Annotated in this window: 31 protein-coding genes and 5 pseudogenes; 9 read left to right on the top strand and 27 right to left on the bottom strand. The window is 59.9% G+C overall.

All coding sequences use genetic code 11. From position 1 onward, the window contains the following. Nucleotides 1-168: 168 nt before the first annotated feature. The 19 genes and pseudogenes from RX328_RS08955 to RX328_RS08865 all read right to left on the bottom strand — a co-directional run bounded on the left by RX328_RS08955 (nt 169) and on the right by RX328_RS08865 (nt 10,946). The gene (locus RX328_RS08955; RefSeq protein WP_210205921.1) at nt 169-327 is read right to left on the bottom strand and encodes a hypothetical protein; all 159 of its coding nucleotides are present in this window, start codon (nt 325-327) and stop codon (nt 169-171) included. 256 nt (nt 328-583) lie between these two features. Continuing rightward, nucleotides 584-1,033 carry a Rieske (2Fe-2S) protein gene (locus RX328_RS08950; RefSeq protein ID WP_108523058.1) on the bottom strand — a complete coding sequence of 150 codons (450 nt, stop codon included), beginning with the start codon at nt 1,031-1,033 and terminating at the stop codon, nt 584-586. A gap of 181 nt (nt 1,034-1,214) precedes the next feature. Beyond that, nucleotides 1,215-1,577 carry a hypothetical protein gene (locus RX328_RS08945; protein WP_145963782.1) on the bottom strand — a complete coding sequence of 121 codons (363 nt, stop codon included), beginning with the start codon at nt 1,575-1,577 and terminating at the stop codon, nt 1,215-1,217. A 36-nt stretch (nt 1,578-1,613) separates the two neighbouring features. Next, nucleotides 1,614-2,801 (bottom strand): DegT/DnrJ/EryC1/StrS family aminotransferase, encoded by a 1,188-nt coding sequence (locus RX328_RS08940; RefSeq protein ID WP_244608703.1) that lies wholly within the window; start codon nt 2,799-2,801, stop codon nt 1,614-1,616. Nucleotides 2,802-2,806: 5 nt separating this feature from the next. Beyond that, nucleotides 2,807-3,076, bottom strand: a complete 270-nt coding sequence (locus RX328_RS08935; RefSeq protein WP_108523059.1) for a DUF6129 family protein — start codon at nt 3,074-3,076, stop codon at nt 2,807-2,809. A gap of 33 nt (nt 3,077-3,109) precedes the next feature. Continuing rightward, nucleotides 3,110-3,469 carry a DUF3024 domain-containing protein gene (locus tag RX328_RS08930; protein ID WP_213256975.1) on the bottom strand — a complete coding sequence of 120 codons (360 nt, stop codon included), beginning with the start codon at nt 3,467-3,469 and terminating at the stop codon, nt 3,110-3,112. A gap of 15 nt (nt 3,470-3,484) precedes the next feature. Then, entirely contained in the window at nt 3,485-3,724 is a 240-nt protein-coding gene (locus tag RX328_RS08925; protein WP_108523054.1) for a nitrogen fixation protein NifZ, read from the bottom strand. After that, a complete protein-coding gene (locus tag RX328_RS08920) occupies nt 3,721-4,041 on the bottom strand; it encodes a nitrogen fixation protein NifZ (protein ID WP_213256977.1) in 321 nt (106 codons plus the stop codon). The genes RX328_RS08925 and RX328_RS08920 overlap by 4 nt, the downstream gene beginning before the upstream one ends. Then, nucleotides 4,038-4,811, bottom strand: a complete 774-nt coding sequence (locus tag RX328_RS08915; protein WP_213256979.1) for a 4Fe4S-binding leucine-rich repeat protein — start codon at nt 4,809-4,811, stop codon at nt 4,038-4,040. Before RX328_RS08915 ends, RX328_RS08920 begins: the two co-directional genes overlap by 4 nt. Further along, entirely contained in the window at nt 4,801-5,337 is a 537-nt protein-coding gene (locus RX328_RS08910; RefSeq protein ID WP_213256981.1) for a hypothetical protein, read from the bottom strand. The genes RX328_RS08915 and RX328_RS08910 overlap by 11 nt, the downstream gene beginning before the upstream one ends. Continuing rightward, a complete protein-coding gene (locus RX328_RS08905; protein WP_256441724.1) occupies nt 5,334-5,462 on the bottom strand; it encodes a hypothetical protein in 129 nt (42 codons plus the stop codon). The genes RX328_RS08910 and RX328_RS08905 overlap by 4 nt, the downstream gene beginning before the upstream one ends. 228 nt (nt 5,463-5,690) lie before the next feature. Next, nucleotides 5,691-5,915 (bottom strand): 4Fe-4S binding protein, encoded by a 225-nt coding sequence (locus tag RX328_RS08900; RefSeq protein ID WP_057847892.1) that lies wholly within the window; start codon nt 5,913-5,915, stop codon nt 5,691-5,693. An 11-nt stretch (nt 5,916-5,926) separates the two neighbouring features. Beyond that, nucleotides 5,927-7,426 carry a nitrogenase cofactor biosynthesis protein NifB gene (gene nifB / locus RX328_RS08895; RefSeq protein ID WP_249727298.1) on the bottom strand — a complete coding sequence of 500 codons (1,500 nt, stop codon included), beginning with the start codon at nt 7,424-7,426 and terminating at the stop codon, nt 5,927-5,929. A 339-nt stretch (nt 7,427-7,765) separates the two neighbouring features. After that, entirely contained in the window at nt 7,766-8,629 is an 864-nt protein-coding gene (locus RX328_RS08890; protein WP_213256985.1) for an SIR2 family NAD-dependent protein deacylase, read from the bottom strand. Next, nucleotides 8,626-8,850 (bottom strand): putative nitrogen fixation protein NifT, encoded by a 225-nt coding sequence (nifT, locus tag RX328_RS08885; RefSeq protein WP_057847894.1) that lies wholly within the window; start codon nt 8,848-8,850, stop codon nt 8,626-8,628. The genes RX328_RS08890 and nifT overlap by 4 nt, the downstream gene beginning before the upstream one ends. Before the next feature lie 4 nt (nt 8,851-8,854). Continuing rightward, nucleotides 8,855-9,979 (bottom strand): aminotransferase class V-fold PLP-dependent enzyme, encoded by a 1,125-nt coding sequence (locus tag RX328_RS08880; protein ID WP_249727300.1) that lies wholly within the window; start codon nt 9,977-9,979, stop codon nt 8,855-8,857. Between the two features lie 71 nt (nt 9,980-10,050). Continuing rightward, nucleotides 10,051-10,254 (bottom strand): annotated as a pseudogene (locus tag RX328_RS08875) (NifU family protein); the annotation flags it as partial. Between the two features lie 92 nt (nt 10,255-10,346). Further along, nucleotides 10,347-10,667 (bottom strand): HesB/IscA family protein, encoded by a 321-nt coding sequence (locus RX328_RS08870; protein ID WP_057852082.1) that lies wholly within the window; start codon nt 10,665-10,667, stop codon nt 10,347-10,349. Between the two features lie 75 nt (nt 10,668-10,742). Further along, on the bottom strand, nt 10,743-10,946 hold the full coding sequence (locus tag RX328_RS08865) for a hypothetical protein (RefSeq protein ID WP_317258657.1): 204 nt from the start codon (nt 10,944-10,946) through the stop codon (nt 10,743-10,745). On the opposite strand from RX328_RS08865, the gene RX328_RS08860 reads away from it, so the two are divergent. Beyond that, nucleotides 10,945-11,535 (top strand): hypothetical protein, encoded by a 591-nt coding sequence (locus RX328_RS08860; protein ID WP_213256989.1) that lies wholly within the window; start codon nt 10,945-10,947, stop codon nt 11,533-11,535. The two genes, RX328_RS08865 and RX328_RS08860, sit on opposite strands and share 2 nt — an antisense overlap. Before the next feature lie 15 nt (nt 11,536-11,550). Here RX328_RS08860 and RX328_RS08855 read toward each other — a convergent pair whose 3' ends face one another. Further along, nucleotides 11,551-11,955: a Rieske (2Fe-2S) protein gene (locus tag RX328_RS08855; protein WP_108523045.1), complete on the bottom strand. Its 405-nt coding sequence runs from the start codon at nt 11,953-11,955 to the stop codon at nt 11,551-11,553. Between RX328_RS08855 and RX328_RS08850 the strand changes: the two genes are divergently transcribed. Beyond that, the gene (locus RX328_RS08850; protein ID WP_213256991.1) at nt 11,954-12,604 is read left to right on the top strand and encodes a hypothetical protein; all 651 of its coding nucleotides are present in this window, start codon (nt 11,954-11,956) and stop codon (nt 12,602-12,604) included. The genes RX328_RS08855 and RX328_RS08850 overlap by 2 nt on opposite strands. Nucleotides 12,605-12,780: 176 nt before the next feature. On the opposite strand, the gene RX328_RS08845 is transcribed toward RX328_RS08850, so the two are convergent. From RX328_RS08845 to RX328_RS08820, 6 genes are all read right to left on the bottom strand, one after another. Beyond that, the gene (locus tag RX328_RS08845) at nt 12,781-13,272 is read right to left on the bottom strand and encodes a hypothetical protein (RefSeq protein WP_317258656.1); all 492 of its coding nucleotides are present in this window, start codon (nt 13,270-13,272) and stop codon (nt 12,781-12,783) included. 192 nt (nt 13,273-13,464) lie between these two features. Beyond that, on the bottom strand, nt 13,465-13,956 hold the full coding sequence (locus RX328_RS08840; RefSeq protein WP_213256995.1) for a helix-turn-helix domain-containing protein: 492 nt from the start codon (nt 13,954-13,956) through the stop codon (nt 13,465-13,467). Nucleotides 13,957-14,011: 55 nt separating this feature from the next. Beyond that, complete coding sequence (locus RX328_RS08835; RefSeq protein WP_213256997.1) at nt 14,012-14,305, bottom strand: hypothetical protein; 294 nt, start codon at nt 14,303-14,305, stop codon at nt 14,012-14,014. Between the two features lie 358 nt (nt 14,306-14,663). Continuing rightward, a complete protein-coding gene (locus RX328_RS08830) occupies nt 14,664-15,281 on the bottom strand; it encodes a Wadjet anti-phage system protein JetA family protein (RefSeq protein ID WP_249727295.1) in 618 nt (205 codons plus the stop codon). A gap of 471 nt (nt 15,282-15,752) precedes the next feature. After that, nucleotides 15,753-16,718: an IS481 family transposase gene (locus RX328_RS08825; protein ID WP_317258655.1), complete on the bottom strand. Its 966-nt coding sequence runs from the start codon at nt 16,716-16,718 to the stop codon at nt 15,753-15,755. A 520-nt stretch (nt 16,719-17,238) separates the two neighbouring features. Beyond that, a complete protein-coding gene (locus tag RX328_RS08820; protein ID WP_213257563.1) occupies nt 17,239-17,739 on the bottom strand; it encodes a hypothetical protein in 501 nt (166 codons plus the stop codon). A 114-nt stretch (nt 17,740-17,853) separates the two neighbouring features. On the opposite strand from RX328_RS08820, the gene RX328_RS08815 reads away from it, so the two are divergent. The 6 genes and pseudogenes from RX328_RS08815 to RX328_RS08790 form a co-directional block, all read left to right on the top strand. After that, complete coding sequence (locus tag RX328_RS08815; RefSeq protein WP_057852073.1) at nt 17,854-18,105, top strand: helix-turn-helix domain-containing protein; 252 nt, start codon at nt 17,854-17,856, stop codon at nt 18,103-18,105. Beyond that, complete coding sequence (locus RX328_RS08810) at nt 18,105-19,427, top strand: type II toxin-antitoxin system HipA family toxin (RefSeq protein ID WP_213257561.1); 1,323 nt, start codon at nt 18,105-18,107, stop codon at nt 19,425-19,427. Before RX328_RS08815 ends, RX328_RS08810 begins: the two co-directional genes overlap by 1 nt. 56 nt (nt 19,428-19,483) lie before the next feature. Continuing rightward, nucleotides 19,484-20,823, top strand: a pseudogene (locus tag RX328_RS08805) (IS1182 family transposase). A gap of 454 nt (nt 20,824-21,277) precedes the next feature. After that, nucleotides 21,278-21,628 carry a DUF6788 family protein gene (locus RX328_RS08800; protein ID WP_312018166.1) on the top strand — a complete coding sequence of 117 codons (351 nt, stop codon included), beginning with the start codon at nt 21,278-21,280 and terminating at the stop codon, nt 21,626-21,628. Between the two features lie 174 nt (nt 21,629-21,802). Then, nucleotides 21,803-22,107 (top strand): annotated as a pseudogene (locus RX328_RS08795) (transposase); the annotation flags it as partial. 137 nt (nt 22,108-22,244) lie between these two features. Next, nucleotides 22,245-22,973: pseudogene (locus tag RX328_RS08790) on the top strand (aminotransferase class I/II-fold pyridoxal phosphate-dependent enzyme); the annotation flags it as partial. A gap of 63 nt (nt 22,974-23,036) precedes the next feature. On the opposite strand, the gene RX328_RS08785 reads toward RX328_RS08790, so the two are convergent. Continuing rightward, nucleotides 23,037-24,227 carry a TlpA disulfide reductase family protein gene (locus RX328_RS08785; RefSeq protein WP_213257226.1) on the bottom strand — a complete coding sequence of 397 codons (1,191 nt, stop codon included), beginning with the start codon at nt 24,225-24,227 and terminating at the stop codon, nt 23,037-23,039. Nucleotides 24,228-24,426: 199 nt separating this feature from the next. Here RX328_RS08785 and RX328_RS08780 point away from each other — a divergent pair. Then, a pseudogene (locus RX328_RS08780) lies at nt 24,427-25,725 on the top strand (PLP-dependent aminotransferase family protein); the annotation flags it as partial. Between the last annotated feature and the right edge of the window lie 37 nt (nt 25,726-25,762).

Here is a 25,762-nt window from a genome sequence, read left to right as displayed (position 1 = left end):
TTTAGGATGCGCCGCGGTCTTTCATCATACCGGCCTGGTTGCGCCGTCGAGCGTTGACAGCGCAAGGTCGAGTTCGGCACGCGCGGTTTCGTTAGCAATCGTCTCCTGCAATACGCCGCACATGTAGGCGAGCCAGCGGGTCGAGCTCGGCGCCGCCGATGAGAAAACTTAGATGGCTCTGGCGCGGCCGCTGGCATGGCCCTTCTCGGAAGTATAGATTTTTGGCTCGGCGAGATAGCACTTGAACACCTCCTTGGTGCCCCCGACATCAGCCGGATGCACGGCGCGAATGATCTCCGCTTCAGGCAATTCATCCATGCGTGCCAAGAGCTGTCGACCGGCCGATCGGTCCTCACAAAGCCGCCAATGCGGCTCGAACACCGAAATGGCTGCGCGTCTTGCTGTTCGACTGTCCCCGTACCATTCATACATGCCGGGCTACTGGATGACTTCGGCCGCCGTGCCCGGCCCTTGATCTCTCACGAGTTCGAAAGCAGCGAAGGCGCGGGCCTGCGCCAATGTTCATGAGAACGACGGCGCTTTACCGAAAGACTCCTGAGCTACGGTCATGCGATCATCCCTGTTAATCCGGATGGACCATGATGTCCATGGTTTCCTCGCCGTCCTCGAACGGATCGGGAAACCCGTTGTCCTCCACCAGCTTCACGCCACACAGGCAGACGTCGCCATCGACCATGGCGAGCGCGACCGGCTCAAGGGCTTTTCCGCTGCAGGGGCCATCGATGCAAAACCCGCTATCGATCTCGAAGGTCGCACCGTGCCGGCCGCATCTGATAAAGCCGCGGTCCGACGAGAAAAACTCTCCGGAGCCGATGTTGAGCCAGGCGCCGTCATGCGGGCAGCGGTTAACATAGCCGTGGTAGTCGTTTCCGAAGGTCCGCACCACGACAATCGGAAACGGCCGGCTCTCGCCGCTCTCGTCGATCCGCGACAGGCTAAAACCCTTCGCGCCGCCCCGCTCGATTGCATCGGCGCGACAGACGGCGAACACCTCGATCTCTTGGCTGCCCATGTCGCGGTGCTCCTTCTCATGCGGTCGTTGCGTTTTCCTGCCAAGGCATCGACGGCGGCACGGGTCAGCCGAAGCACGCCAATTCCACCGGCCAGCTCCTGGGAGGGCATCGACGGCCGCTGAAAAAATCTAACCATTGGTGCGGCGTGAGGGCGCTCGTCAAGCTCCACCACTGTCTCGTTCAGGGAACAATGACGTGTTGCGAAATCCATGTGCCTTCCCGCCCAAGCTTGAAGAAACCCGAGCCGAAGCCGAAGAGCTCGATGATCATGCTACCGGTTCGGAGCAACTTGACTTCGCAGGCGAGCCGCAACTTGGAGGCGCCTCCTCCGATCGTATTGAGCTTCTCATTCTCTTTGCGCGCCACCCTCGAGAGTTCCTTGCGGCCTTGCCGGACGAAATGTCGGAGGATCCGCGTTTGGTCTGCACTTGCATTTGTTTGGCATTGCCCATCTCCGGGTTCTGCAGCACCGCCAAGAGTGATGTGGCCTGAATGACCTCGATCATCTTGCCCCATGGTGAGGCCGTGGCTGTCGACATTCAAGCCCTCCTTTTGCGTCCCATTGATGATTCCTCGGCTCTAATAAATTGCAGCGCCAGCGCCGATGTTGATTGACGCATCCTTCATCGTCTCCACGATGAACTCGATCTGGTCATCGGTGAGGTGGGTGTGAAACGGCAGTGCCAAGGCTCGATCGGCGATCTTTTCCGTGACCAGGAAATCGCCATGCCGATAGCCGCGTTCGAAATAGTGCCGCTGCAAATGCAACGGGTGGCAATAGGAGGCGGCCTCGACCTGCTCGATGCGCAGGTCATCGACGATGGCATCGCGGCTGGAGCGCGTGAAGCGCGTCCCGAGATGGACGAGATAGAGGAACCAGTTCACCTCGGTCGCTTCGGGAGCCACATAGGGCGGCTTGATACCTTCGAAGGATTGCATATGCGCATTGTAGAGCTGTTCGGCGAGCCGGCGTCGCTCCAGGATTTCGTCGAGGCGCCTTAGCTGCGCAAGGCCCAGCGCGGCTGTGAGATCGCTCATGCCGGCCTGGTGGGGCGCTGCGCTGCTGACGACAACGGAGGAGCGCTCATCCAGCCGATGTGCGCGATGGCGACGCAAGCCGCCGGCCAAGTCGATGTCGTCGGTCACCACCATGCCGCCTTCGCCGCAGGTCAGGGCCAGTGGCTGAGCGAAGTCGAACACGGCGATATCGCCAAAGCGGCCGACGAGTTCGCCCTTGTATCGCGATCCGATCGCTTCGGTCGAATCCTCCAGGAGCGGCAGCTGATGGCGCTGCGCGATCGCGCGCAGCTCCGACCATGGCGCCGGATGGCCATTGGGGTTGCCACCAATAATCGCCCGCGTGTTGGCCGTGACACGCTCTTCGACCTTCGCCGGAGCCAAGGCTCCCGACCAATAGTCGACGTCGGCAAATACGGCCCTCGCGCCCACGAGACTGATAGCATGCACCGTCTCGCGAAACGAATAAGGCGAGGCGATCACCTCCTGCCCGGGCCCGATGCCTAGCGCTTTTAGCGCAAGCAGAAGCCCGATCGTGCCGCTGGGGACGGCAACGGCATATTTGCGGCCAAGATAGGCGGCAAAGGCTTTCTCGAAGGCGTCAGTGATCGGCCCATTGGAGATTCGCGGCGAACATAGCAGCGCTTCCACGGCAGAGAGCTCGGCGGAGGTGATATCGGGATCGGACAGCGGAATGAAGCATACGGCCTCGATCGCTTCGGTGCCGTCGTGATCCTCTGCGAGTGCAATGCCGGTCACCGCCCAGTACTCCTTGCCGCCAGCAGGATACCAATCGCGCGTGCCGGATCGGCCGTGATCTGCACGCAGCGATCGCAGCCACCGATCAGATGCAGGTCGAAACGCGGAAAGCTTCGGAACGGCCGCTCCGTCACGTCAGACGCATCACAGCGCGTGAAGGCGAGGCGCGGAAAACGGCGCCGCAGCTCGAGGAATGGGCTTGCATCGGCCTCCGCCGCCGCAAGCACCCGTTCTATTTCGATCAGTTGGTCTGTGCCAAGCGCCATCGCGGCTCCCATATAACTAGTCCCAAATCAGCTTCATTGCCAGAACCGCCGCTCTGGATCCGTGTTCAAATCCTCGATCGCTGAGGTCAGCCGGAGGTAAATGCTGTAAAACTCCCAGATCCCCTGCGCGTGGTTCATGCGAAACAGCTTCCACATCCCGCTCACCATGTCATAGTGGATCAGCGCGACATCGATCAGGCCGCCGTCCTTGTCGATATTGCGAGAGCAGCAGGGACTCTCGATCAGATAGCCACCCCTCACCGGCTTCACATTCGGCGACACAAAGCGATAGCGCTTGCGCGAGCCCAAGGCGCGCTCGATCCGCTTGCGATCGAGCTCGTTCGGGTGAGGGATCATTCCGATCGCTAGTTTTCTCATCACCGCAGCATTCATCGCGAACCAGCACCCTCAAAGCACTGCAATTTCTTCTTCAAGACAGCCGACGACCAGCCGCTGGCCGAACTCGACGAGATAGATTGGCACGTTCGCTTCGGTATGCCTGCCGACCTGCACGATCTCGCCGATCCCTCCGGCGCCCATCAATAGTCCATCGGCCGGTGCATCCGGAAAGGAGCCGTCGTTAATGAGGTCGATCGCCGCCTTGACGCGCTGGCCCCATTGGTACTTCGGCAGCCTCTGGTCGATCATGACGCGGCCTCTTCCGGCAACGGCAGGTCCTCAAACTCCTCGCGCGCCACCGCCGGCACGAGCTCCTTGCGCTTCATGCCGACGCGGTTGCCGCCTTCGAGAAATTCGACGCCATAGATGTAGAACTGCTGCAGGAAAGTGCCGATTGAAACGACGTAACCCACCTCCCCCTTTTTGGCGAGGATCTCGCCGACTTCCTTGCCGGCATAGGTTCCGTCATTGCGGATAGTGCGGTTGGCCCGCACCTTTTCGCCAAAGCTGAAGAAAGGCGGCCCGGTCAGCTCGACCACCTCGCTGTCGCGAACGATGTTGCTCATGTCCCACTCTCCCTCGGAAGTTCGGGCCGGATGGCCACGCGCGCGCGGGCGGCTTCCTGCACCATCGAGTCCCCGTCCTCGGTCAACTCCGCCAGCTCGGCCGCCGTAATGCGGCTTGCCACCTCATAGCGGACGCGCCAATCCGGATCGCGGCGCAGCAGGCTGAGCGAATCCGGAGACAGCCGCCGTGCGGTCTCGAGCCGCACGGTGCCATCGGGATCAGTGACCATGCCGAGCAGCCAGTCATGGGGAATGCGGAGCGCGACCACGCGGCGCACCTCGGGCTCGTCATCGCTCATGAGACGCCCAAGCAGCGCCGGCGCGATCCGGCTCGCCACCACCAGGCGGACGTAATAGTCCTGGTCCGACATCATCGGCGCCAGCTCCTCGCCGTCCAGCAAGGTCGCAACCCGCATCCTCACCTCCCGATGCGGGTCGCTGCGCAGCCGCAGCACAAAGCGCTTGGGCAGGCGGCGCGCCGCGTTCCAGCGCACGGTTTCCTCAGCATCGTCGAGCAGCATCGGCAGCAGGAACACATTGGCGTGGTTGGCCGCGATTGCGCGCACCTCGAAATGCGGATGTGTGACGTAAGCGTCGGCCAGCACCGGATTCCAGTTGAAGAAGCGGTCGATGCAGCGGGCGTAGCGGTCGTTGACGCAGGCGTGCATCAAGCGGCAGCCGCCGCTGGCCCTGAGCCCGAGATGCGTGCAGGTGCCGCAGTCGACCTCGTTGCCCAGCCAGTCGCGGGCCTTATCGATGTCATCCGTCATCGTCCTGCCCCATCCGCTCCAGCACGTCCAGGAGCACCTTGGCGCCGATCTTGTCGGTCGGGTCGAGCTCCACAAGCTTGTTGGCGGCGGCGTGCCCTTCATCCAGATCGCCGAGCCGCATCTGCAGGTAGGCGTAGGCTTTCAGGGAAAATAAATAGAAGCGCGGCAGGATGTTCTCGTAGCGATCGAAAGCAGCGTCGCCCGCGCTGACCCGCCGCCAATCGTCTGCGAGACTGTTTTCACGTGCTGCCTTACACATACAGAGCTTTGCGACCTCCAACGCCTCGGCCAAGCGACCTTTGTAGAAATAGAAGCGGTAGAGCCCGATCAGGACGGCGGCGTGGCCCGGCGCCAGCGCCTGCGCTTCGTGCAGGTGTCTTTCCGCGATCTCGTCCAGGTGATAGGAGAGCCCGGCCTCCCACAGATGATCCTCGGCTTCGCGCGGCAGCTCTTCGCCGAGTAGCGTGTGCGCGATCAGCGCCCCCTCGCTCTCGGACAGCGGATTGCCTGCCCCATCGAGGTTCATTGGCAGCTTTCCTCTTCTAATGGGCAGCCTTTGCGGTGTTGCTGGAGCAGCATACCTGCTTCTGGAAAGATCAGCCCGGTCTGCGCAGAGGTGTCGGTCAAATCGATGGTGACAAAGCCAAGCATTAGCTGGCTCTCGGCATTGAGAAGCAACTTTAGGCCGTTGCGCTCTACGCCTTGCTGACCGGGCCGAGCTGCCGGCGCAACACCTATATCGGCGGGCGGACAACCCCGAGCAACCATCTGCCGTGACGGCGAGCCGGAAACCGGCGCCAACGGTGCCATCGGCGCGCAGCACGTAACTCGTGAGTTTTTCAGCGGCGGGCGTGAGCGTGATGGTCATGGGCTCGCCCCCTACGCCCGCGCCTGGTAGCGCGGCAATGAGGTGTCGACGACGCAGGTGTTATCAACCGGGCACACCGCGACGCATTGCGGCTCGTCGAAATGGCCGATGCACTCGGTGCATTTCTTCGGGTCGATGACGAACGTCCCGCCTTTCTCCGAGATTGCGACATTCGGACATTCGAGCTCGCAAGCCGAGCAGCCGGAGCATTGCGAGGCAATGATCTTGAACGGCATGGATATCTCCCTTACGCCGCCGAAATCAGCGCGCCCTGGCGGATCGCCGCCTCGCCCCGCTCAACATGCTGGATCTCGCCGCTTTGCACCTTCGCAAGATAGGACTTGAACCAGGCGATCGCTGATTTTTCGATGAACTCATGGGCGTATTGGTCGACCGGCTCGATCCCTGCCTTCAACAGATTGCTCTTCGGACAGCCGCCGATCTTGGCCACGAAGGCCGCATGGCAGTCGTTGATGGCGCGGATGATGGTGGCAAGGCTCTCCTCCTGGCCATAACCGCCCCGGCAATAGTGATCGACGCGGCGATGGCCGACGAATTTGGCACCCGTAGTGGAGAGTTCGTACACTTGGAACTCCTTGGCATGCCCAAAATGCTCGTTAATCAGCCCCGTGCCCTTCGTCGCCACTGCAACAAAGAGCTTGATGTCGCTCATCTCGCTGGCGAGCTCGGCGAGCTCTTCCTGCTCGGCAGCAACCTTGGCGACGCGCTCCTCCTCGACCTTGGCCTGATAGGCCTTGCGCATCTGGAGGTCATATTTGACATCCATGGCCATAACCTTCTCGGTAGTGAACTCCGTGCTACGGTCCTCGCCGAGCAGGCCGACAGCATCGGCGCGGCACTGGCGGCAGTGCCGCATCATGTTCATCTCGCCTTCGCAGGCATCCTGCAGTGCTTTCAATTCCTGCGCGGTCGGAGCCCGCTGACCGTTGAGACCGAACACCGTGCCGTGCTCGGGCGCGGAGATCAGCGGCATGATGTTGTGTAGGAACGCGCCGCGCGATTTGACCGCCTTGTTGACCTCGACGAGGTGCTGGTCATTGATGCCCGGGATCATCACCGAATTGATCTTGCAGAGGATGCCCCGCTCGGTGAGCATCTCGAGGCCTTGCAGCTGGCGGTCGTTGAGGATCTTTGCGGCTTCGAGGCCGGTGTGGCGCTTGTGGTTGTAGAAAATCCACGGATAGATTTTGGCGCCGATTTCGGGGTGGACCATGTTGATGGTGATGGTGACATGGTCGATCTTGAAGCGGGCGATCGTATCGACATGGTCGGGCAGCATGAGGCCGTTGGTCGACAGGCACAGCTTGATATCGGGAGCGGCCTTGGCCACCAGCTCGAAGGTCTTGAACGTCTTTTTCGGATTGGCCAGGGGATCACCGGGCCCAGCGATGCCGAGCACGGTCATCTGTGGGACGGTGGAGGCGACTGCCAGCACCTTTTGCGCCGCCTGCTCCGGCGTTAGTTTTTCGCTCACCACGCCCGGGCGCGATTCGTTGGCGCAATCAAATTTGCGATTGCAGTAATTGCATTGGATGTTGCAGGCGGGCGCAACCGCAACATGCATGCGGGCGTAGTGATGATGCGCTTCTTCGCTGTAGCAGGGATGGTTCTTGACCTTCTCCCAGATCTCGGTCGGCAGATCACCCTGGCCGGCTTGCGAGCCGCAGCTCGCCTTGCCGCTGCCGCCGGACGCGCCGCAGCCCTTGTGCTCGGCGATCGCCTGCATGGTCTCGCCGATGTCGACGTCGCTCCCTGCCAAGCTTGCTTCGTCCAGCGCTGATACGTCCATCCGTTCATTCTCCCTGGAGGCGGAAACTGAAAAGAAGATTTGCAACTCGCGTGCCATGGCCGGAATGGCGAGCAGTTTTGATCTAAGTCACAAAGTGAGCCGCCTGCCGCGGTTCGCCGCGGAAGCGAAGCCTTCTGCACGACATTAGAAATGTTCGAAGTGTGACAGGCGTCTTGAACCTGACATGGAGATGAGCGCAGTCATTCGCCGGCGCGAAACGCAAGACAACTCGCATGCGCCGGCACGCCAGCAACATCGACCCATATACAAGGTCTGTCAGGCAGCGAGCAGGATCTCGATCGCGCGCGGGAGCGGGATCGCAAGCGGCGTCAGGCCCTGTTCGACCAGAAAGCGCAGCTCATTCCTGGACAGCACATCCGGTTCCACGATGGCGTAATGAACACCGGCCGAGCGCTTGGTGAGCTGCCGCGCATAGGTTCGCAGCAGCTGATCGTTGAATCGGCAGCCGATGAAGAGAAATCTTCTGCCATTGCGCCGCTCTTTCACCACATCGGGGATCGGCGTCTGAATGTCGATCTCGGTCAGCACCTCGACATAGTCGGCGTCAGAGATCAGGAAGTTCCTGGCAGGCAGCACGCCGCCGTGCGGCTTGTAGAGGACCGTGGTCCAGCTCTGCGCCACAGCGCGATCGACCTCTCTGCCCTCCGCATCATAGAAGCGATACCAGCGGTCCTCGCCGATGCCGGCGCGGCAAATGCCCTGCACCTCGCCCCACCCCTCGTGCTTGCCGAGCGCCGCACGCATCGCGCCGTCATACCAGGCATCGACCATGACAGGCAGGGACAGCGCGGCGAGATGATGATGCAGTGGTGTAGGCTCGACCGGCGCAGCAAAGGCCTGCGCCACCAATGCCGTCACGGTGGAGCGATGCTTGTTGCTCTCGATGTGCTGCGCCGACGCCCAGACATTGCCCTTGGCCCGGCGCGGCAGCGCGACCTTGGTAGCGAAGAAGCCAGCCAAGGCCTCCGGCGTCATCGGCGCTTCCGGTTTGGACAACGCGGTGAGACCAGGTCCGAGATAGGGAACAATGCTGCCGGCACGCAGCCTAGCCGCTACGTCAGTGAGAATCGCCTCCGCATCGGCCGCGTTGACAAAGTCGATTTGCGGGGTCGCCTTCATCGGTCGTCGCCGCCCTCGCCGCGCTTTCGGGCATTGACCGTGATCGGCAGCGGCGTATCGCTCGCCATTTCGGGCAGATCGAGCACCCAGCCATTGGCTATTCTGATCCAGCCGCCCCACAGCGTCTCGTGCTCCGATTCAACGATCGGCTCCTCGAGATCTTTTTTCGGCACGTAAATCGACAGGCCCGCCTCCGGAGAGCGGCGAATCATGACTTTCATGAAATCAACTCGTGTATCGGGGCGAATTGCTGGTGGGATTGGGATGCTCTCGTGACATGGCGCGCAGGTGAGCCACGATGCCGGACAGTACGCGGACGACCTGGTCGACTTCTTCGACGGTGGTTTCATGCGATAAGGAAAAGCGCACCGCGCCGCGCAGGCTCCTCGCCGGCACGTTCATAGCGCGCAGGACGTGCGACGGGTCCATTGAGCACGAGCTGCAAGCTGATCCCAGCGAAGCGGCAATGCCCGCGCGATTGAGATGGTGGATGATTGCTTCGCCTTCGAGATCCTCGAAGGCAATGTTGGCCGTGTTCGGCAGCCGGTTGCTGACATCGCCGAGCGCCATGCAGTGGCCGTTGTGCAAAATCGCCTGCTCCAGGCGATCGCGCAACCCACCAATGCGAACGCGATCCGGCTCGAGCCGCTCCGCCGCAAGCTCTGCAGCTTTTCCAAGACCGATGATGCCGGGGATGTTCTCGGTTCCGCCGCGGCGCCTTCGTTCCTGTGCCCCGCCCCAGATCAGCGGTCTGAAATCTGTGCCTTGGCGTAAAAAGAGCGCGCCGGTCCCCTTGGGGCCGTGCAGCTTGTGCGCGGACAGCGATAGCATGTCGATAGCATTGTCCTTCAGGTCGATGGGCACCCTGCCTATGGCCTGCACGGCATCAGTGTGAAACAGCGCGCCTGCCGCACGCGCTAACCCGGCCAGAAACTCCACCGGGAAAATCGTGCCGGTCTCGTTGTTGGCCCACATAACCGACGCAATCGCCGTGCGTGGTCCAAGCGCCCAGCGAAAGGCCTCGACGTCGAGCCGTCCGCGCGAATCCACCGGGATCACGTGCGTCTTGATGCCCCTTGTCGCCAATTGCTCGACCAGCGTGAGGATGGCGGAATGCTCGACGGAGGTGGTGACGATCTCGTCGCGCCCTTCCTGGGTCGTAAGCGCGGAAAGGATGGCGGCGTTGTTGGACTCGGTCCCGCCGGAGGTGAAGACGATCTCATGATCGTGGGCGGCCCCCAGCAAACCCTGCAGGCTGCGGCGCGCCTCCCCCACCGCGCCCGCGATCTCGCTGCCGAAGGTATGGGTGGACGAGGCATTGCCGAACTGCTCCGTGAGGAACGGCAACATGGCTTGCAAGACACACGGATCTGTCCGCGTGGTCGCATTGTTGTCGAGATAGATCGGCACAAACGCCTCCTTCAATGCCGCGCATTGGCGGCGCCGGCGACCGGGATCAGGCGAACGAAGTCGCCGAGCCTTTCGACCAGCCGCGCCTGAATGCCTTCTAGCGTCGCGCTTGAAAGCTTGCAGAATACGCAGGCACCAGTCAGCTTGACCATGATCTTGCTCCCCTCGATCCCGACCAGCTGACAGTCGCCGCCGTCGCGTTGCAGATTCGGCTGGTTCGCGCCGTAGTTGCTCCCGACCGGTCTCAATGCTCGGCGGTTGCTTCAGTTGTTCCGGTTCGACCGGCATGCTTCGATTTCTCTTGTCATCAGCTGAAGGATTTGCCGCAAGAGCAGCTCGATTTGGCGTTCGGGTTGTCGAAGGTGAAGCCCGAGCCCTCGAGCGCCACCACGAAATCGATGGTCGTGCCGGCGAGGTGGTCATGGCTCTTGTTGTCTACGAACACCTTGACACCGTCGCGCTCGATCACGGTGTCGTCAGGCTTAGCCTCGTCGGCCAGGCTCAACCGGTATTTGAACCCGGCGCAGCCACTGGCCTCGACCATGATGCGCAGGCCGCTTGCCGGCTGCGCCGATGCTGAAATCGTGCTCTTGACCGCATTCACTGCGCTATCCGTCAGATTGATCATGGCTATCCTTTTTGCCTGGGTCGTTTGCATGGGAATTGGCAAGTCGCATGCCAGCGCGCCCGAGCTTGACATTGCTCACCTTTTCGAAATCGCGCCTGTTGGCTTTGCGACGCGTGTAGGGTTGCTGACAAAGGTCTTCGAGGGATTGCGGCGGCTTTGCGTGTCTTCTTTATGGATTTCGCCGATGAGCGTTACGAGCGCGGCGGCAAACAATTTGCATTGCGTCTCCCGCCGCCGGAGTGTCCGGCGATTGTCTTGGATCGAGGGATGATTTTTCATGACTGCAATCGAGAACACCGCGCTAGGCCGGTTCGAGAAGGAGGGGCGCCTGCTCAATGCCATATTCAAAGGCGGGACCACCAAGCAGGGCCGGTTCGGCTTTCGCGGCGATATCGCCCTAAAATTCCAGGCCCAGGTCGCGGACGAGAAGCGGCCGCCCCACTATTCGATCGAGCAGGTACTGACGGTCGTGCAGGAAGGCGAAAGGAGCATTCCGGTGCTGGCCGGCTATCTGCACTGCTTCGCTTATCTTGCTGATGTCGCAAACGTTCTTGACGGCGCGCTAAGCCCTGATGGCAGCTACTTCATGTTTTGCAACAACATAGACCTGTTGGCGAAATACCGAATCAAGCTCGGTGGTATCACCTTCAACGTGCTGCCGTGCGATGAATCCACCGTTTGGAAGGAAATGATGTACCTGGCCGGGGTCGACAAGAATGACATCAAGAAGCTCGACGCGCCCGGCAAGCTCGACTACCTGCTCGACGCAACCAAGGATCTCGATGCGTCCTATGATGAGATCTCTTATGAAGACGGGCTGAAGAGGATGGAACCTGTGAGAAACCGTAACGAGAACCGGCCGGTCTGAGCGCCGGCTTTAGCTTTAGCCAGAGGAATCCTCCTCGACAAGCCGCACGCCGGTAACGCAGATATCGCCGTCCAGCACCGTCAACGCGACCGGCGTGAGACTGCTGCCCTTGCACCGGCCGTCCACACAGCGGCCGGTGCCGAGCTCGAAGGTCGAGCCGTGCTTGCCGCACATCAGCCGGATGCCGCGTGGATCGAAAAACTGGTTGCATTCCCAGTCCAGATTGACGCCATTGTGCGGGCATTTGTTAAGATAGGCAAACACCCGCTTGCCCCAGCGCACCACGACAATGGGCCACGGCCTGTGGCTGCCGTCTTCGTCGACGATCATGAGGTGGAAGCCCATGGCGCGCTGGCTTGGAATATCGTTGAAGCCGCAGATTGCATAGGCGATATTCGGCTGCGTCCGCCGCTCGTTCATGACAAGAGAACCATCAATTGATCATCCTGCGATCAGCCTTGCAAAAATCGCGCAAAGTACCGGATCGCCTCACCTTCTTGGGAGTCCGGCGCGCGCCGTCGCAAACGAGAAGCCGCTCGATCATCGGACCAACGAGCTTGGTGGGATCAGGCACCGCTTGGCTGTTCAGGAATCGGATCGCAGCAGATCCAGAGCCATCTGGCCGCGCGCGTGGTTTCTGTTATTCGCTCAGGACCTTCTCAAGATCCAGCGCGGCGCTCTTTTCAGCTGGCAGGCTGTCAAGGTTCTGCATTCGCCATTTGACGGCCGGCAAATCGCGGGCACCGGGAACGCCCCGAGCAAATCTCATTCAGCATCGCCGCGCTCAATGAAATCAGGAATTTCCGATGCCTGTCTGGCATGTTGCCGACAATCTCCGCGACAGCGTTTTGCGTACGGCCAGCGGCTCATCTCGCGAAACGGACTTGGCAGTCATACCTTCGAAGCAGCGCACAAATTCCTGGCTGATATCCTTTTCGCTCCGCCTAGCACTTCATGCCATTGGGAGATTATGGCTGAGCATGTAGACAATGAAGGCAGTGCGCAGATCATCGCTGATACCTTATTTCCCAGCAGGTCGCGGATACCGAATAAATCGCGCGGATGCTGACGATTGAGCGCTGCAACAACTTACCTGCGTAAAGATCGCCCCTCCACAACTTGCGTCTCACCGCGTCGATCTCTGTTAAAGATTCTTTCGCGCGGCTTGACCGGCAGGTACGTGAGGTCGATGTCGACCGAAAGGCGCGGCATGATGGAAGCCAACCTGAAGCATCCGCCATCGCGTCAATCCCTATTTGCGTCGTTGCGAAGTCGGGTGAGGTCGTCCGCTGTCGTGGAAACCTTAACCGTTTGTTTCATGTAGGAAGGCCGTCGGGTGTTTCGCCACGCGCATCGAATCGTGAAGGGTGTCTCTGGCGGCAATTCATCGAAGCCGGTCAGTTTGACGAGCCGGCAATAGCGTTCGGAAAGCGGGCCGATGATAAGGGAATTCCGGTCGGGGCCGCTGTCATATGCTGCGCCGACGACGGCTTCGATGGTTGAATGAAGGTCGTCGCCAAATGCGAAGCTTAATTTGCGTGGTGACACGTCGATTGCGTCGATGAACAGGGTTTCCGTCATGGTGTTCTTGATGACGAGGCACGCCGTCGCGTCGTGAGGCTGAAAGAAAATCGTCGGCTGCGATTTGTAAAGCCGGTCATAGATCAGGAATGCCGTTGACAGTATGCCGCCAATTCCGCCAACGAGCTTGATTGCTTCTATTGGGTCGAAAGTCATTCCGCGAATTCCCCGTCAAACCCGACTATACAGCAAAAAGCCCGGCATGGTTGCCGGGCTTCGAGGTCGATAGAGCGCGTGCCGCGTCGCCTAGCCGCAGCAGCACGCCGCGACAGTCGCTTGGGATGGGGCGCTTACCGAAGTTAACTGCCTCTTGCGGCGCAAGTTTACGCTTATGGAGAGAGGCCGCAATTAAGCGGCCTCACTCCACATCGTGTCTTCTTCTTCATTTGTACGGTGCGTGGTCCGCACGCGGACCATTTCAATCGGTGCAATTCCCCCTTCGGGAAACGGCACAAAAACCATACTCGCAATGGCTTTAGGGTCGTACTCGCACGCGCCATCACTCAGCAACGCGCAGACGTTGTGGCGCACAAGCTTTTCGCTAGCGCCGCCAACCCCATTATGGTCATTCTCCCAACGGGACACATGTTCTGCGGACAGGTCCATTGCTGCCGCAAAATCGGTTTGCTTCATGTCCAGCGCGCGCCGGATAAACCTCACTTCTTTACCAGTCAAACGCTCAGGACTCTGGGCGCGCGCCATTGCAGCAGCGCGGGCCAATCCCTGGACGTCCGGTATGCCAATCATTTCGTCGCCGCAAGCAGAGCAGCGCTGCACGACAACAGCATTCAAGACCTTGACGACCAAACCGCCCAAGTCTTCAACGTGCTCTGGCTTCACACTTCTCTCCATCAATCCATTCTTGCATTTGCAACGCATCTGACAGCCCTTTCACTCATTTCTTGTTCGCCCAAGTCGTGACGATCTTCACCTCTGCGACATCCTCGTAAGCCACGACTACAGCCGTTATTTTCCTCCCGTCGTTATCAGTCCCTTCTGCCCTCCATTCTTCTTCTCCGTTTTCTTTGTTCACCTCCACCAATGATACCGTACATCGCCCAAGCATGTTGACGACATCGAGTTTTTCGATGCCATCTTTCTTGCGCTCAATCTCAGCGTGGTTCGTGAAGAAGATCGTCCCTCGCCGCGCGATTCTACGCAGGCGACCGGCCTCGTTCTCAAATGCCATCGGCGAATGCCATAGCTGTTGTTGATCGCGCGTTCCATGGGCTTTAGTTGATCTAATGTCAAGTTATTTGTCCAGCCTTACCGTGGCATCTTAACAGACAAAACGTGGCACTTCAGCAACATATCTGGATATAGGGCCGCCAAATTGATTGACAATAGGTCAAGTTTTCTTGACCTAGGTTCAATATTTTCGGGCGAAATCCGTTCCATGCACGGCGGCAGCGCTGACGGCCGACGCCAAGGCGGGCCAGCCGCGCCCGTCTCGTGAAACGCCATGGCCCGGACCACTGACGCCCGGCGGCGGCCGACGCACTGGCGTGCTTCCTATGGCTTGGCGGCCTATCGGCCGAACTGTCCCGTTAAGAAACGGTTAACCGTCTGCAAAAATTCCATACAAATTCCGAAAGATCAGTTGGCACGAAATTCAAGAAACCATTGTGCTGCAGGCATAACTTTAATTTTTGGAGCTTCAAAACAAGGGTGTCCGGCGTGTAGGAGATCCTGAGCGCCAGGTCGACGATGGCGTCGCGGAAACGGTAGGGATGGTTCACCGCCAGGATGGACTCGAAATCCTTCAGCGGGAGCTGATCGACGAATTCCTCGAAGAAGGCCTCCAGGCGGGTACCGAGCGTCTTCGACTCCATGACCGTCCGCCTGATCCGCTTGAGGTCGGCGAGGATCGCCCGAAGGCTCTTGGTGAACTGGTCGGCCTGGTTGCGCGCCCCACGCACCGCGAGCGCGGCTTCGCGCTGCTTGCGATCGGTCACCTCGGGCGTGAGCTTCTCCATCGCCTCGAGGTTCAGACGAATCTGGACGATCAGGCCGCCGAATCTTTGGGAGAGGTCCTTGTTCAGGCTCGCCAGTCGCTGGATCACCAGCAAGGGTCCCATCGCCATGTCGACGGTGACCCGCAGGCCGTATTCCTCTTCCTCGAGCCCTCCCCAATCGACCAGGCGCGAGTTGAGTTGTCGGGCCAAGCCGAGCGCCTTGTCGCCTTTCTCGGATGCGAAAGCGAGGGTCGGCTTTACGGATCCGGCGGCGGCCCGCCGAGATCACGTCCGGCAGCCCGCCGAAATTGTCGCCCTCGTTCCACAGCGAAGGATTGGCGCGCATGACATCGTAGATCGCGTGCACGACCCGGCGCGGCGTCGGGAATGCCGGGGCCCCCGTGAAGAACCGTTCGTGCAAATCCAGCAGGCAGGCCGCGTAAAGGTGCGTGGTCCTCGAAAACACCAGAAACGCGTTGCCGTGCAAATGGCGGAACAAGGACAATGAACGCTGCTCCCTGGACCGCCTTCATCCCAGAGGATGGATCAAGCCGACCTCAAACTCGTGACCTGCCGAGAGATGTTTCCACTCGTATCGCGAGCAAGTTGCAGCCCAAGACGTTATGTTCATAGTATGTTCTAAACAATCTCGGGTAATGGCCGGTTTCCGACCTCAGTGGCCTAGGTGTTTAGTCCCGGCATTTTCTGGAGCGGATTAAGTTTGAATCGTTCTGGCTGGGAAGTCCAGCATTTGCAGATGTATTCGTAGGGCGTGAGACCCTTCAGGGTCTTCAGCCGCCGAGCGCAGTTGTAGGCGTTAATGAAGTCGGCAAGGTGTGCTTCGAGCTGATCGTGTCGATCGTAATGGTAGCGTTGGACGGTCGCTTCCTTGATCGTGCGGTTCATGCGCTCGACCTGGCCATTGGTCCAGGGATGCTTGATCTTGGTTAGCCGATGTTCGATGCCATTCTCTTGGCAGCGCATATCGAACATATGTGTCACGTATCTTGCCGTCGGGCCGTCTGCGTAGCGCGGCGGGAAAGTGAACTGGATCCCATTGTCGGTGAGAACCGTGTGGATCTTGTAGGGGACAGCCGCAATCAGAGCTTCGAGGAAGGCCGCGGCGGAGGTCCTTCCCGTCTTCCTGACCAGTTGCACGAAGGCGAACTTGCTGGTGCGATCGATGGCGACGTAGAGGTAGAGCTTGCCTTCAGCGGTCTGGAGCTCAGCAATGTCGATGTGGAAATAACCGATCGGGTAAGCCTTGAACTTTTTCTTCGGAGGCTTGCTGCCTTCGACCTCCGGCAATCGGCTGATGCCGTGGCGCTGGAGACAGCGATGCAGGGATGATCGCGTCAGATGCGGGATGGTCGGCTGGAGCGCATAGAGGCAATCATCGAGCGGCAATAGCGTATGCCGCCGGAAAGCGACGATGATCGCCTCCTCCTCGATGGAAAGCACGGTCGATTTGGCTTCCTTCGGGCCTGTCGGGAGATCGGCGACAGTCTCGCGCTCCTTCCACTTCGCGACGGTCTTCTGGTTGATCCCGTAGCGCTTGGCGAGCGCCCTCAGGCTCTCTTGACTATTCTGTATTGCTCGACGGACTGCCTCCGTCGTGGTGGCGCAGCCGTGTAAAACTTGTCCCATAGCGCATCCTTCGAATCGTGCGATAAGAATGCACCATCAAAGCTCGGGACTAAACACCCTAGTTCGAAAACCATAGTAGCCGATTTTTGAATTTGTGGATTGTGTTCCGACCCCGAGCGCTTATCTAAGGTGGCGTGAGAGGTGGCCGCGCCGCGATGTATGGGGCAGCCGGCAGGCTCGGAGTTCCCCATAGCCGCCCAAAGCGGCAAACTCGTCAGAACTCGGCGCACGTAACGTGAGGGCTAGCGGAGCGCCGCGCGTTCCCGTGTAGGTATCTTTGTAGGAACCTGCAAAGAGGGGCAATCAACCGTGGAGTTAACCGCCCCTTCAGCGGGCCATAGATCACTTAATGCCGTTTCGTAGTTTTTGAAAAGTTCCGGAACAACAGGGACTTAGCCGCGTTAGTGTACGCCGGTTCGAAGTTAATGTTGACAATTCGGAGGGATGGACTATCTTCCGGCACTGAAGCGAGGGCGTCGGATAACTAGTTACCCGAGATCGCTTCACAGGAAGGGCTGCCTCACCGGCGGCCTTTTTTGTTGGGCTTTATCGTATCTCCCTTGGGCATTACCGAATAGAGTTCCGCTCGTGGTTTTCGCGCCGTCATTTCGAAAACGGCCCGATCACTCACCTGGTTTCCATAGCCGTCATCCCGAGTATTCGGGTTCTGTACGTATGATACGAATGTGTCCAAGTGAGCTATCGCGTCGTCGCAAAGCGCACTCATGATCTGCTTGAGGATGTCATCTATTTGGTAGCCATCTTTAGAGCGGCTGGCATACAAATGCCTACCCATGAATAGAATCTCGTTTTGCTCCAAGAGATGTAATTCCATTGCAGCTCGCCCCTCATTGATCGCAGCGAACTGAATCTCGGTAAAACATCCGATAGCAATCATCGGCACCCTCTCGCCTCTAGCAAGGCGCTCAAGGTGCTCCCTGATTGTCGCTTCCATTCCGGCGTAAAGTGGCAAAGTCACCCCAAGTCCAACAACTAACGCGATCGCTGTAAGGGAAGTCATAGCCTTAATTCCGATAAACGTGTTTTATGCAGTTCAACGCATAATGTCCATTTATGCGCCATTTGCTATATTACGCTTTTATCGGATTTAGCACATACTAGGTCGGAGTAAGAAATGACCGGCCTTGCCCGCACACCGAACCAGATCGGCAACCTGATCCGCCGCACTCGTAAGAAGCGGGGGCTTAGCCAGTCGCAGGTCGGCGCGCGAGCGGGCCTGCGGCAGGAGACAATCTCGCTCATCGAAACTGGCAATCCGGCAGCCAAGCTTGAAACCATCCTTGCGGTACTCGCGGCCCTAGACCTTGAGTTCCGGATCGTCCCGCGCACCAAAGGCACAGCCGCCGACCTTGAGGACATTTTCTGATGCCCCGGCGTCGCCGCCATGAGCCGCTGCGCGTGCTCCTCAACAACCGCCTCGTCGGCCTGATGAGCAAGGCGGCGACTGGCGCTATTGAATTCCGGTACGAGGCTGACTGGCTCGGATGGGAACATGCCCTGCCCGTCTCGCTCTCGCTCCCGCTGCGGGAGGATGTCTTCCGTGGCGAAGCCGTCACGGCCGTCTTCGACAATCTGCTACCCGACTCCGACGCGCTCCGTCGCCGGGTAGCGCAAAGGGTCGGCGCCGCCGGGACCGACGCCTACAGCCTGCTCGCTGCTATCGGCAGGGATTGCGTCGGCGCCCTGCAATTCGTCGCCGACGATGATGATGATCACCATGATGATGATCGCGATGGTCGCACCATCGCCGGCGATGCCGTCGATGACGAAGCGATTGAAAAGCTCCTCAACGGGCTTGCCCAGACTCCGCTCGGGCTTACGCGCGACGATCTTTTCCGGATTTCCGTGGCAGGAGCGCAGGAGAAAACGGCGCTGCTGCGGCACGGCGGCAAGTGGCTCAAGCCGCACGGCACCACGCCGACGACCCATATTTTCAAGACGCAGATCGGGGAACTGCCCAACGGCATCGACCTTTCGAACAGCGTTGAGAATGAATACTACTGCCTGAGACTTGCCGCCGCTTCCGGCTTGCCGGTGAACCATGCCGAGATTGCGACTTTCGGTAAGACCACGGCGCTCGTCATCGAGCGCTTCGACCGGCGGTGGACGAAGGATGGCCGCCTGCTCCGCCTGCCGCAGGAGGACTGCTGTCAGGCACTGTCGGTCCCGCCGACGCGCAAATACCAGAGCGATGGCGGTCCCGGCATGGTGAAGCTTCTTGATCTGCTCAAAGGCAGTGACACGCCCGCTGATGATCAGGCGACGCTGCTCAGAGCGCAAATCTTCTTTTGGCTGATTGGCGCGACCGATGGCCATGCGAAGAATTTCAGCATCTTCATCACGCCCGGCGGCCGCTACCATCTGACACCGCTTTACGACGTGCTCACGGCACAGCCGAGTCTGGACACCGGTCAAATTCGGCGCAAGCAGATGAAGCTCGCAATGTCGGTAGGGACAAACAATCAATACAGGATTGCCGAAGTAGACGGCCGGCATTTCTTGCAGACAAGCGAAGCGGCGGGCGTACCGAAAAAGCTTGTTCAGGAATCAATCGAACGTGTCGCCTTTACCGCTGAAGCTGCGCTCGGCAAAATTGAAAGCGAGCTGCCAGAGGGCTTTCCCGAGGCAATCCATAATTCGGTGAAAACCGCGGCTATGCAGCGCCTGAGTTCATTGAAAGTGCCCTAGGAGCCTGTCTGAGTAGTGACTGGTCAAGAGGGTGCGAGTCTGATTCTTGCGTGGCCATGAGCAAGGAATTTCGCCCCTGGAAGATCGACGAGGTCCAGCTTCTGCCGCCGAGCGTGCAGGACTATGTGCCGCAGGACCACGTTTCGCGGTTGATCGTGTCGCTGGTCAAGGAAAGCCTTGATCTATCGGCGATCCTAGGCAGCTACCGGAGCGGGCTGGGTCAGCCGCCGTTTGATCCGCGGATGATGACGGCGCTGCTTCTACACGGCTATGCGAGCGGCATCTACTCGTCGCGGCGGATCGCCAGGGCGGCGGTGGAGCGGGCGGATTTCATGATGATCGTGGCCGGCGACCCGGCGGACTTCCGCACGATCTCGGAGTTCCGGCGGCGGCATCTTAAGGCGCTGGCCGACCTGTTCGTGCAGGTGTTGAAGCTGGCCGAGAAGGCCGGGTTGGTGAAGCTCGGGCACGTGGCGCTTGACGGCACCAAGATAAAGGCGAACGCGTCCAAGCACAAGGCGATGAGCTATGATCGCATGAAGAAGCGGGAAGCGGAGCTTGCAGCGGAGGTCGACCGCTGGCTCAAGGCGGCGGAGGCCGCCGATGCGCAGGAGGATAAGCTCTACGGCGACAAGCGCGGCGACGAGATGCCCGATTGGGTGGCCGACAAGCAGAAGCGGCTTGAGAAGATCCGCGAGGCCAAGGCCGCGCTGGAGGCCGAAGCCAAGGCCGCAGCCGAGGCGGAGCGCAAGGCGCGGGCCGAAGCCGAGGAGCGCCGCATCGCCGAAGGGGGCAAAAAGAACGGCAAGACGTCCGCGCCGCCGAACACGGAGCCCGACGGCAAGGCGCAACGCAATTTCACCGACCCGGAAAGCCGCATTCTGAAGACCAAGGACGGTTACATCCAGGGCTACAACGCCCAGGCCGCGGTCGATGGTGCCCATCAGATCATCGTGGCGCAGACGCTGACCAGTTCCTCGATCAGGCGCAACTGGCGCCGTTGCTCGACGGGATCAGGGCCAATCTGGGGACCAATCCCGACGAAGTATCGGCCGACGCCGGCTACTGCTCCGACGCCAATCTTCGCACGATCAAACGGCGGCGCATCGAGGGCTACATCGCCACCGGAAGGCAGAAGCACGGCACCAAATCCGCCACCGCGAAAAAGGCTTCAAGACCCGGCTCGCTGATCGCCAGGATGAGCACCAAGCTCAAGCGCGCCGGCTACCGAAGTCGCTACCGCTTGCGTAAGCAGATCGTCGAAGCCGTCTTCGGACAGATCAAACAGGCAAGAGGGTTCAGGCAATTCCTGCTGCGCGGCATCGAAAAGGTCAGCGCAGAATGGGCGCTCATCTGCACCGCTCACAACCTCGTCAAGCTCGCAAGGGCCGCCTGAGCCGCCATTATCAAGATAAAACTGCCTTCCCAAAGCTAACTGGACAGGCTCCTAGCAGAAAGATTACGGTTTGCTACCGGGGGCGAACTGCATTTGCGCCGTATGGCGCTTGCGTCCGCACCGGCCGCCGTTGACCAGCACGCACGAAGCGGTCGCCGAAACGAAGACCTGCTGGATTGGATTCTGCGGCAACGCCCGGAATAGCGCCCTGGGTTGCCTGCGCCGCTAACTCCTCAGAACAGCTTGGCATTCAACCCGAATAGCTAGAGAGTGGCTTATCAAGCAAGCGTAGTTATGCGAACTTTTGATGGCCCAGATGAAGACGCCCCCTACTCTACTTTCCGACGCAAATTTCGGCTGCCTTTTGAGGCAGCCAGAATCGCTTGGTGGGGCGAAAACTGCAAGATCGGACGGCATCAGCGTTGACTTGTGTGGGTGATATTGATTCATTCTTATGAATGATTCGAGATCGAGCTCTTCAAACCCGCGAGAAGCTTGTCGGCAAGCTGCCGGTCACCGGCGAACTGCTGCTGGTTCGCTGCTGGAGCGCACTGTTCGTCACAAGAGCGGCTGCCCGAAATGTGCGCGTGGCGAAGGGCACCAAGTGTACGTGCTGACGGTGAGCTATGGCGGCGGACGCGTTCGTCAGTTCAGCGTGCGCCGTGAACGCGTTGCTGAAGTGCGCCGTTGGCTGGACAACTATCAGAAGCTGAAAGAAGCGATCGAAGCGATCTGCGAGCTCAATCACGACCTGCTGGGCCCCGATGCGGCGGCGCCGCGGGGCGGGAGGAAGAAGCGTGATTGAGACGCGCAGAGTGCAACTGAGCTTCGGCGATGGCTTGATCGCCGAAGAAGTGAGCGATCTTCGCGAAGGTTGGATGGAGCATGCCGACCGCGTTCTGGCTGATGAACAGATCGTAGCTGCGGTATATGAGGCGCTGGCGAGACGGCATCCCAAGAGCCGCAGTCGTGGCCGGCTGCTGGATTTTACTCCGCCAGGAACGAAGCTGCAGTGCCAGAGGCGTCAAACGCGTCTGCATTCCCAATCGCTCGACCAAGAGCGCCGAGCGCAAGCGTGAGCAGAAAAAGCGCTGGTTCCGTAACGGTCAGAAATGGCGAACCGGATGCGAGGGACGTATCAGCGTCGTCAAACGGCGACACGGGCTCGATCGCTGCCGCTACAAGGGCAGCATCGGAATGAAACGCTGGGTCGGCCTCGGCGTCGTCGCCGACAACCTCATCAATATCGGACGCGCGATGGAAAACCAGTCACGCCAACCGTAGTCCGTCCCAGCCCAATCTGGCTTCTCAAGGCCCCGCCAGCCCCTGGCGGGGCTTTGTCGTTGTCCGCGCGGTTGACCAGTCTGGTTAGAAGCGCGAATTTTGCGCCGGAAAGTAGTCTAAGGCACCGCACCCCGCGAATGGGAGCGCGTCAGATCTACGAAGCGCTTAGGGATCAGATCCTGGGGCGCGTGTACGGCGCCGATGGGCTGCTGCCGTCGTCCCGCGCCCTCGCCGGGGAACTCGGCGTGTCTCGCGGTACGGTGACGATCGCCTATGAGCAACTCGCCGGCGGAAGGCTTCATCGAGATCCGCCATGGCGCACGACCGCGCGTTGCACAAGCTGTTGTCGAGAGGGGGCGCGTGCGCGCGACGTGGCGGCCATTGTCACGTAAGGTGCGACTGTCGGGCTACGGTGAGCGTTTGAGACAGGTCGCGCCGCGCTCGGAGGAACAACCTCGCAACCTCCTCGCAAATTTTCGGTATGGTGACCTCTCACCTTCGGATTTCCCCGTGCTCGCGTGGAAAGAGCCGCGGTCGCTGCAATGACACGGCGGCCCGCGAGATTGGCCTACAACGATCCTTGCGGCTCTCGACGGCTGCGGATGGCGCTGCAGCCCTATCTCTGGCGTTCGAGGACCGTGCGATGCGAAGTGGATCAAATCATCATCGTGAACGGTTCGCAGCAAGGGCTCGACTTGTGTGCGCGACTGCTGCTCAACTCCGACGATCGGTTCGTCATGGAAGACCCTGGCTACCTGATGGCAAGGCTCGTCTTCTCGGCCACCGGGGCAGCCGCGGTGCCGATTCCGGTCGACGTCGAGGGACTGGACACGGAGCGGGTTGCGAAGATCGAAGCGCGGCTTTCCTTGTGACCTGCGTGTCGCAATCGCCCTGAATGATTCTGCTGGTCGCGAGCGCTTCGAAGGCGCTTAAATAGCCCCGATCGTGCATCTTCGATTAACATCCCCGTTCATGTCTCCTCCTGCGGCTGCATTTTGAGAGTTTTCCTGCGAAATCGAACAAGACCCGCTGCAACAAAACTTCTCGCCCCTGTAGTTGGCCAAGGTTTGGAGCAACCGCGGCATATAATACTTTTTCGTAGCTTCCCTCATAGCGTCCGGCATAGCTTTTGGATCGTCTAGCCATGTCATCGCCCGCTCGATCAGCTCGATCGCGCGTTGCTTGTCACCACTCTCGTAGTAATACTGAGCGACCACCCCATAAGAATAGAAGTTGAGGCCACCGCTAGCTTGCCCAGAATTGAGGATATGTTCCGACACATCCCTGCCGATCGCAAAGCGCTCGGCACGCGGAAGGTGGGCCTTATCGTTCTCCGGATCAAACAGTTGCCGCATCACAGTAGCCAGCCCACGCACAGCCTCTGACTGTTTCTCGATCGCATCTCGAACCAGTTGGCGTAAGACCTGGAAGCCGGTCGCCGTGTCGCGCATTTTGTGAAGCAACAGATCCGCATGAATCTCGCGGAACTTGAGATTGTCCGGCATCGCGGCAATGCCCTCTTCGACCGCTGAGAGCGCTGCCGGCCAATCCTTTGCTTCCATCGCCGGTCGAATTGTCTGGAGGATTGAGAGTTCGCGCGCCAAGCGTTGGTCTGCCGCAATCCGTTTCGCATCAGCGGCTTTAGCTTGATAGCTGGTGCGCCAAGTGCCGTTGATAATTTTCGGCAAGACGTCGTCGATTTGGATCGGATGACCGATAAAGGCAATGTGGCCGTCGCGGTCGACGACGAACGATCTCGGAATCCCAAGAGAAGAGCTGGCATCCATCCAAAGCTTGTTCATTTCGCCTGTACTGTCGAACCCGATTCGATAGTTCAGATTTGAGAACTTTTCAGTCAACCATGCGTCCAACTTGGTGCGAGCCTGATCCGCGATTGGTGCTTCTTCACTAGCTGCGACTCCGACGACCTCAAGCCCCTCGTCTTTGTATTTTGCTTGCAGCTCTATCAGATGGGGCATCGCCCCCACACATGGGCCGCACCAACTTGCCCAAAATTCGACGATGTACACTTTCCCGGGCTGGAAGTTCGTGAGGGGCTCGCCACGCAGCCAGTTCTCGACTTTGAGCGAAGGAGCCGGGGACGCCATGCGCAGCACCATGATTTTTTCCCAATGTTGCTTGTTGCGCGACCTTGTCGCTTCATCTGAGTTAGCAATCAACGTGCCAGGCTGTCCTCGCGCACTAAGCACATGACAAAGCTTTGAAAAACATCCACACGCCAGTAGGATCCCCTGTATGTAACCTGACATGCTTTGCGTCGGCGTCGGATTTTGGACACGCATCGCGCGCTTCGTGCCGGCGGAAGGCTTCATCGAGATCCGCCATGGCGCACGACCGCGCGTTGCACAAGCTGTTGTCGAGAGGGGGCGCGTGCGCGCGACGTGGCGGCCATTGTCACGTAAGGTGCGACTGTCGGGCTACGGTGAGCGTTTGAGACAGGTCGCGCCGCGCTCGGAGGAACAACCTCGCAACCTCCTCGCAAATTTTCGGTATGGTGACCTCTCACCTTCGGATTTCCCCGTGCTCGCGTGGAAAGAGCCGCGGTCGCTGCAATGACACGGCGGCCCGCGAGATTGGCCTACAACGATCCTTGCGGCTCTCGACGGCTGCGGATGGCGCTGCAGCCCTATCTCTGGCGTTCGAGGACCGTGCGATGCGAAGTGGATCAAATCATCATCGTGAACGGTTCGCAGCAAGGGCTCGACTTGTGTGCGCGACTGCTGCTCAACTCCGACGATCGGTTCGTCATGGAAGACCCTGGCTACCTGATGGCAAGGCTCGTCTTCTCGGCCACCGGGGCAGCCGCGGTGCCGATTCCGGTCGACGTCGAGGGACTGGACACGGAGCGGGTTGCGAAGATCGAAGCGCGGCTTGCGTACGTGACGCCGTCGCATCAATTTCCGCTGGGCGGCGTCATGCCGATCGCGCGTCGGCACCAGTTGCTCGCCTGGGCAAGGAAGTTCGATGCCTACGTAATCGAGGACGACTACGACAGTGAGTATCGATACGACACGAAGCCGGTCCCCCCACTGCACGCGCTCGCAGGTAGCGAGGACGTCATCTATCTTGGGACCGTCTCCAAGACGCTCTCGCCTACGCTGAGGATCGGCTATCTGGTGGTGCCCTCTGAACTCCAGCCCCTGTTCGCCGCGGCCAAGCAGATCACGGACAGGCACACGCCGCTGATCGAGCAGGAAGCGCTCGCGACGATGCTCGAGACCGGTGCATACGATAGGCACGTCAAGCGAGTCCGACGGCGCAACGGCGAGCGCCGGCAAATCCTGCTCGCGCTTTGCGCCGCAGATTTGGCGACCGAATCCAAATCGACGGCGCAGCCGCCGGCTTGCATGTGGTGGTCTGGTTTCGAATCTGCCCCAAACGTCCGAAGCAGCGTTGATCGAGGCTGCTCGCGTCAAGGGCGTGGGCATCTATCCGGTCGCCCCCCTCTTCAATCATCGTCATCCTGGCCGCCGGCATCAGCCGGACGTTATCGGGCTTGTCATGGGTTACGCCGCACTGGAGGCGCGCCAGATCGAGCGCGGCTGTCAGCTTCTGGCTCAAGCGGTCGATCAGCTTCGTTCGCGGCGATTGTCCTAGTCGCATGCCCCTCCAACTGGACCATCAAAATCAGTGA

Origin of the sequence: Bradyrhizobium sp. sBnM-33 (genome assembly GCF_032917945.1) — a bacterium.
Classification (GTDB): Bacteria; Pseudomonadota; Alphaproteobacteria; order Rhizobiales; family Xanthobacteraceae; genus Bradyrhizobium.
This window is presented reverse-complemented; position numbering and strand designations above follow the sequence as displayed.

What these genes read in the sequence shown, in the direction of transcription:
- RX328_RS08950 (WP_108523058.1), bottom strand. Translation starts at nt 1,033, where the DNA reads ATGGGCAGCCAAGAGATCGAGGTGTTCGCCGTCTGTCGCGCCGATGCA.
- RX328_RS08935 (WP_108523059.1), bottom strand. Translation starts at nt 3,076, where the DNA reads ATGGCGCTTGGCACAGACCAACTGATCGAAATAGAACGGGTGCTTGCG.
- RX328_RS08930 (WP_213256975.1), bottom strand. Translation starts at nt 3,469, where the DNA reads ATGAATGCTGCGGTGATGAGAAAACTAGCGATCGGAATGATCCCTCAC.
- RX328_RS08925 (WP_108523054.1), bottom strand. Translation starts at nt 3,724, where the DNA reads ATGATCGACCAGAGGCTGCCGAAGTACCAATGGGGCCAGCGCGTCAAG.
- RX328_RS08920 (WP_213256977.1), bottom strand. Translation starts at nt 4,041, where the DNA reads ATGAGCAACATCGTTCGCGACAGCGAGGTGGTCGAGCTGACCGGGCCG.
- RX328_RS08915 (WP_213256979.1), bottom strand. Translation starts at nt 4,811, where the DNA reads ATGACGGATGACATCGATAAGGCCCGCGACTGGCTGGGCAACGAGGTC.
- RX328_RS08910 (WP_213256981.1), bottom strand. Translation starts at nt 5,337, where the DNA reads ATGAACCTCGATGGGGCAGGCAATCCGCTGTCCGAGAGCGAGGGGGCG.
- RX328_RS08905 (WP_256441724.1), bottom strand. Translation starts at nt 5,462, where the DNA reads ATGCTTGGCTTTGTCACCATCGATTTGACCGACACCTCTGCGCAGACC.
- RX328_RS08900 (WP_057847892.1), bottom strand. Translation starts at nt 5,915, where the DNA reads ATGCCGTTCAAGATCATTGCCTCGCAATGCTCCGGCTGCTCGGCTTGC.
- nifB (WP_249727298.1), bottom strand. Translation starts at nt 7,426, where the DNA reads ATGCAGGCGATCGCCGAGCACAAGGGCTGCGGCGCGTCCGGCGGCAGC.
- RX328_RS08890 (WP_213256985.1), bottom strand. Translation starts at nt 8,629, where the DNA reads ATGAAGGCGACCCCGCAAATCGACTTTGTCAACGCGGCCGATGCGGAG.
- nifT (WP_057847894.1), bottom strand. Translation starts at nt 8,850, where the DNA reads ATGAAAGTCATGATTCGCCGCTCTCCGGAGGCGGGCCTGTCGATTTAC.
- RX328_RS08880 (WP_249727300.1), bottom strand. Translation starts at nt 9,979, where the DNA reads ATGTTGCCGTTCCTCACGGAGCAGTTCGGCAATGCCTCGTCCACCCAT.
- RX328_RS08870 (WP_057852082.1), bottom strand. Translation starts at nt 10,667, where the DNA reads ATGATCAATCTGACGGATAGCGCAGTGAATGCGGTCAAGAGCACGATT.
- RX328_RS08860 (WP_213256989.1), top strand. Translation starts at nt 10,945, where the DNA reads ATGACTGCAATCGAGAACACCGCGCTAGGCCGGTTCGAGAAGGAGGGG.
- RX328_RS08865 (WP_317258657.1), bottom strand. Translation starts at nt 10,946, where the DNA reads ATGAAAAATCATCCCTCGATCCAAGACAATCGCCGGACACTCCGGCGG.
- RX328_RS08850 (WP_213256991.1), top strand. Translation starts at nt 11,954, where the DNA reads ATGACAAGAGAACCATCAATTGATCATCCTGCGATCAGCCTTGCAAAA.
- RX328_RS08855 (WP_108523045.1), bottom strand. Translation starts at nt 11,955, where the DNA reads ATGAACGAGCGGCGGACGCAGCCGAATATCGCCTATGCAATCTGCGGC.
- RX328_RS08845 (WP_317258656.1), bottom strand. Translation starts at nt 13,272, where the DNA reads ATGACTTTCGACCCAATAGAAGCAATCAAGCTCGTTGGCGGAATTGGC.
- RX328_RS08835 (WP_213256997.1), bottom strand. Translation starts at nt 14,305, where the DNA reads ATGGCATTTGAGAACGAGGCCGGTCGCCTGCGTAGAATCGCGCGGCGA.
- RX328_RS08825 (WP_317258655.1), bottom strand. Translation starts at nt 16,718, where the DNA reads ATGGGACAAGTTTTACACGGCTGCGCCACCACGACGGAGGCAGTCCGT.
- RX328_RS08820 (WP_213257563.1), bottom strand. Translation starts at nt 17,739, where the DNA reads ATGACTTCCCTTACAGCGATCGCGTTAGTTGTTGGACTTGGGGTGACT.
- RX328_RS08815 (WP_057852073.1), top strand. Translation starts at nt 17,854, where the DNA reads ATGACCGGCCTTGCCCGCACACCGAACCAGATCGGCAACCTGATCCGC.
- RX328_RS08810 (WP_213257561.1), top strand. Translation starts at nt 18,105, where the DNA reads ATGCCCCGGCGTCGCCGCCATGAGCCGCTGCGCGTGCTCCTCAACAAC.
- RX328_RS08800 (WP_312018166.1), top strand. Translation starts at nt 21,278, where the DNA reads ATGAATGATTCGAGATCGAGCTCTTCAAACCCGCGAGAAGCTTGTCGG.
- RX328_RS08785 (WP_213257226.1), bottom strand. Translation starts at nt 24,227, where the DNA reads ATGGTGCTGCGCATGGCGTCCCCGGCTCCTTCGCTCAAAGTCGAGAAC.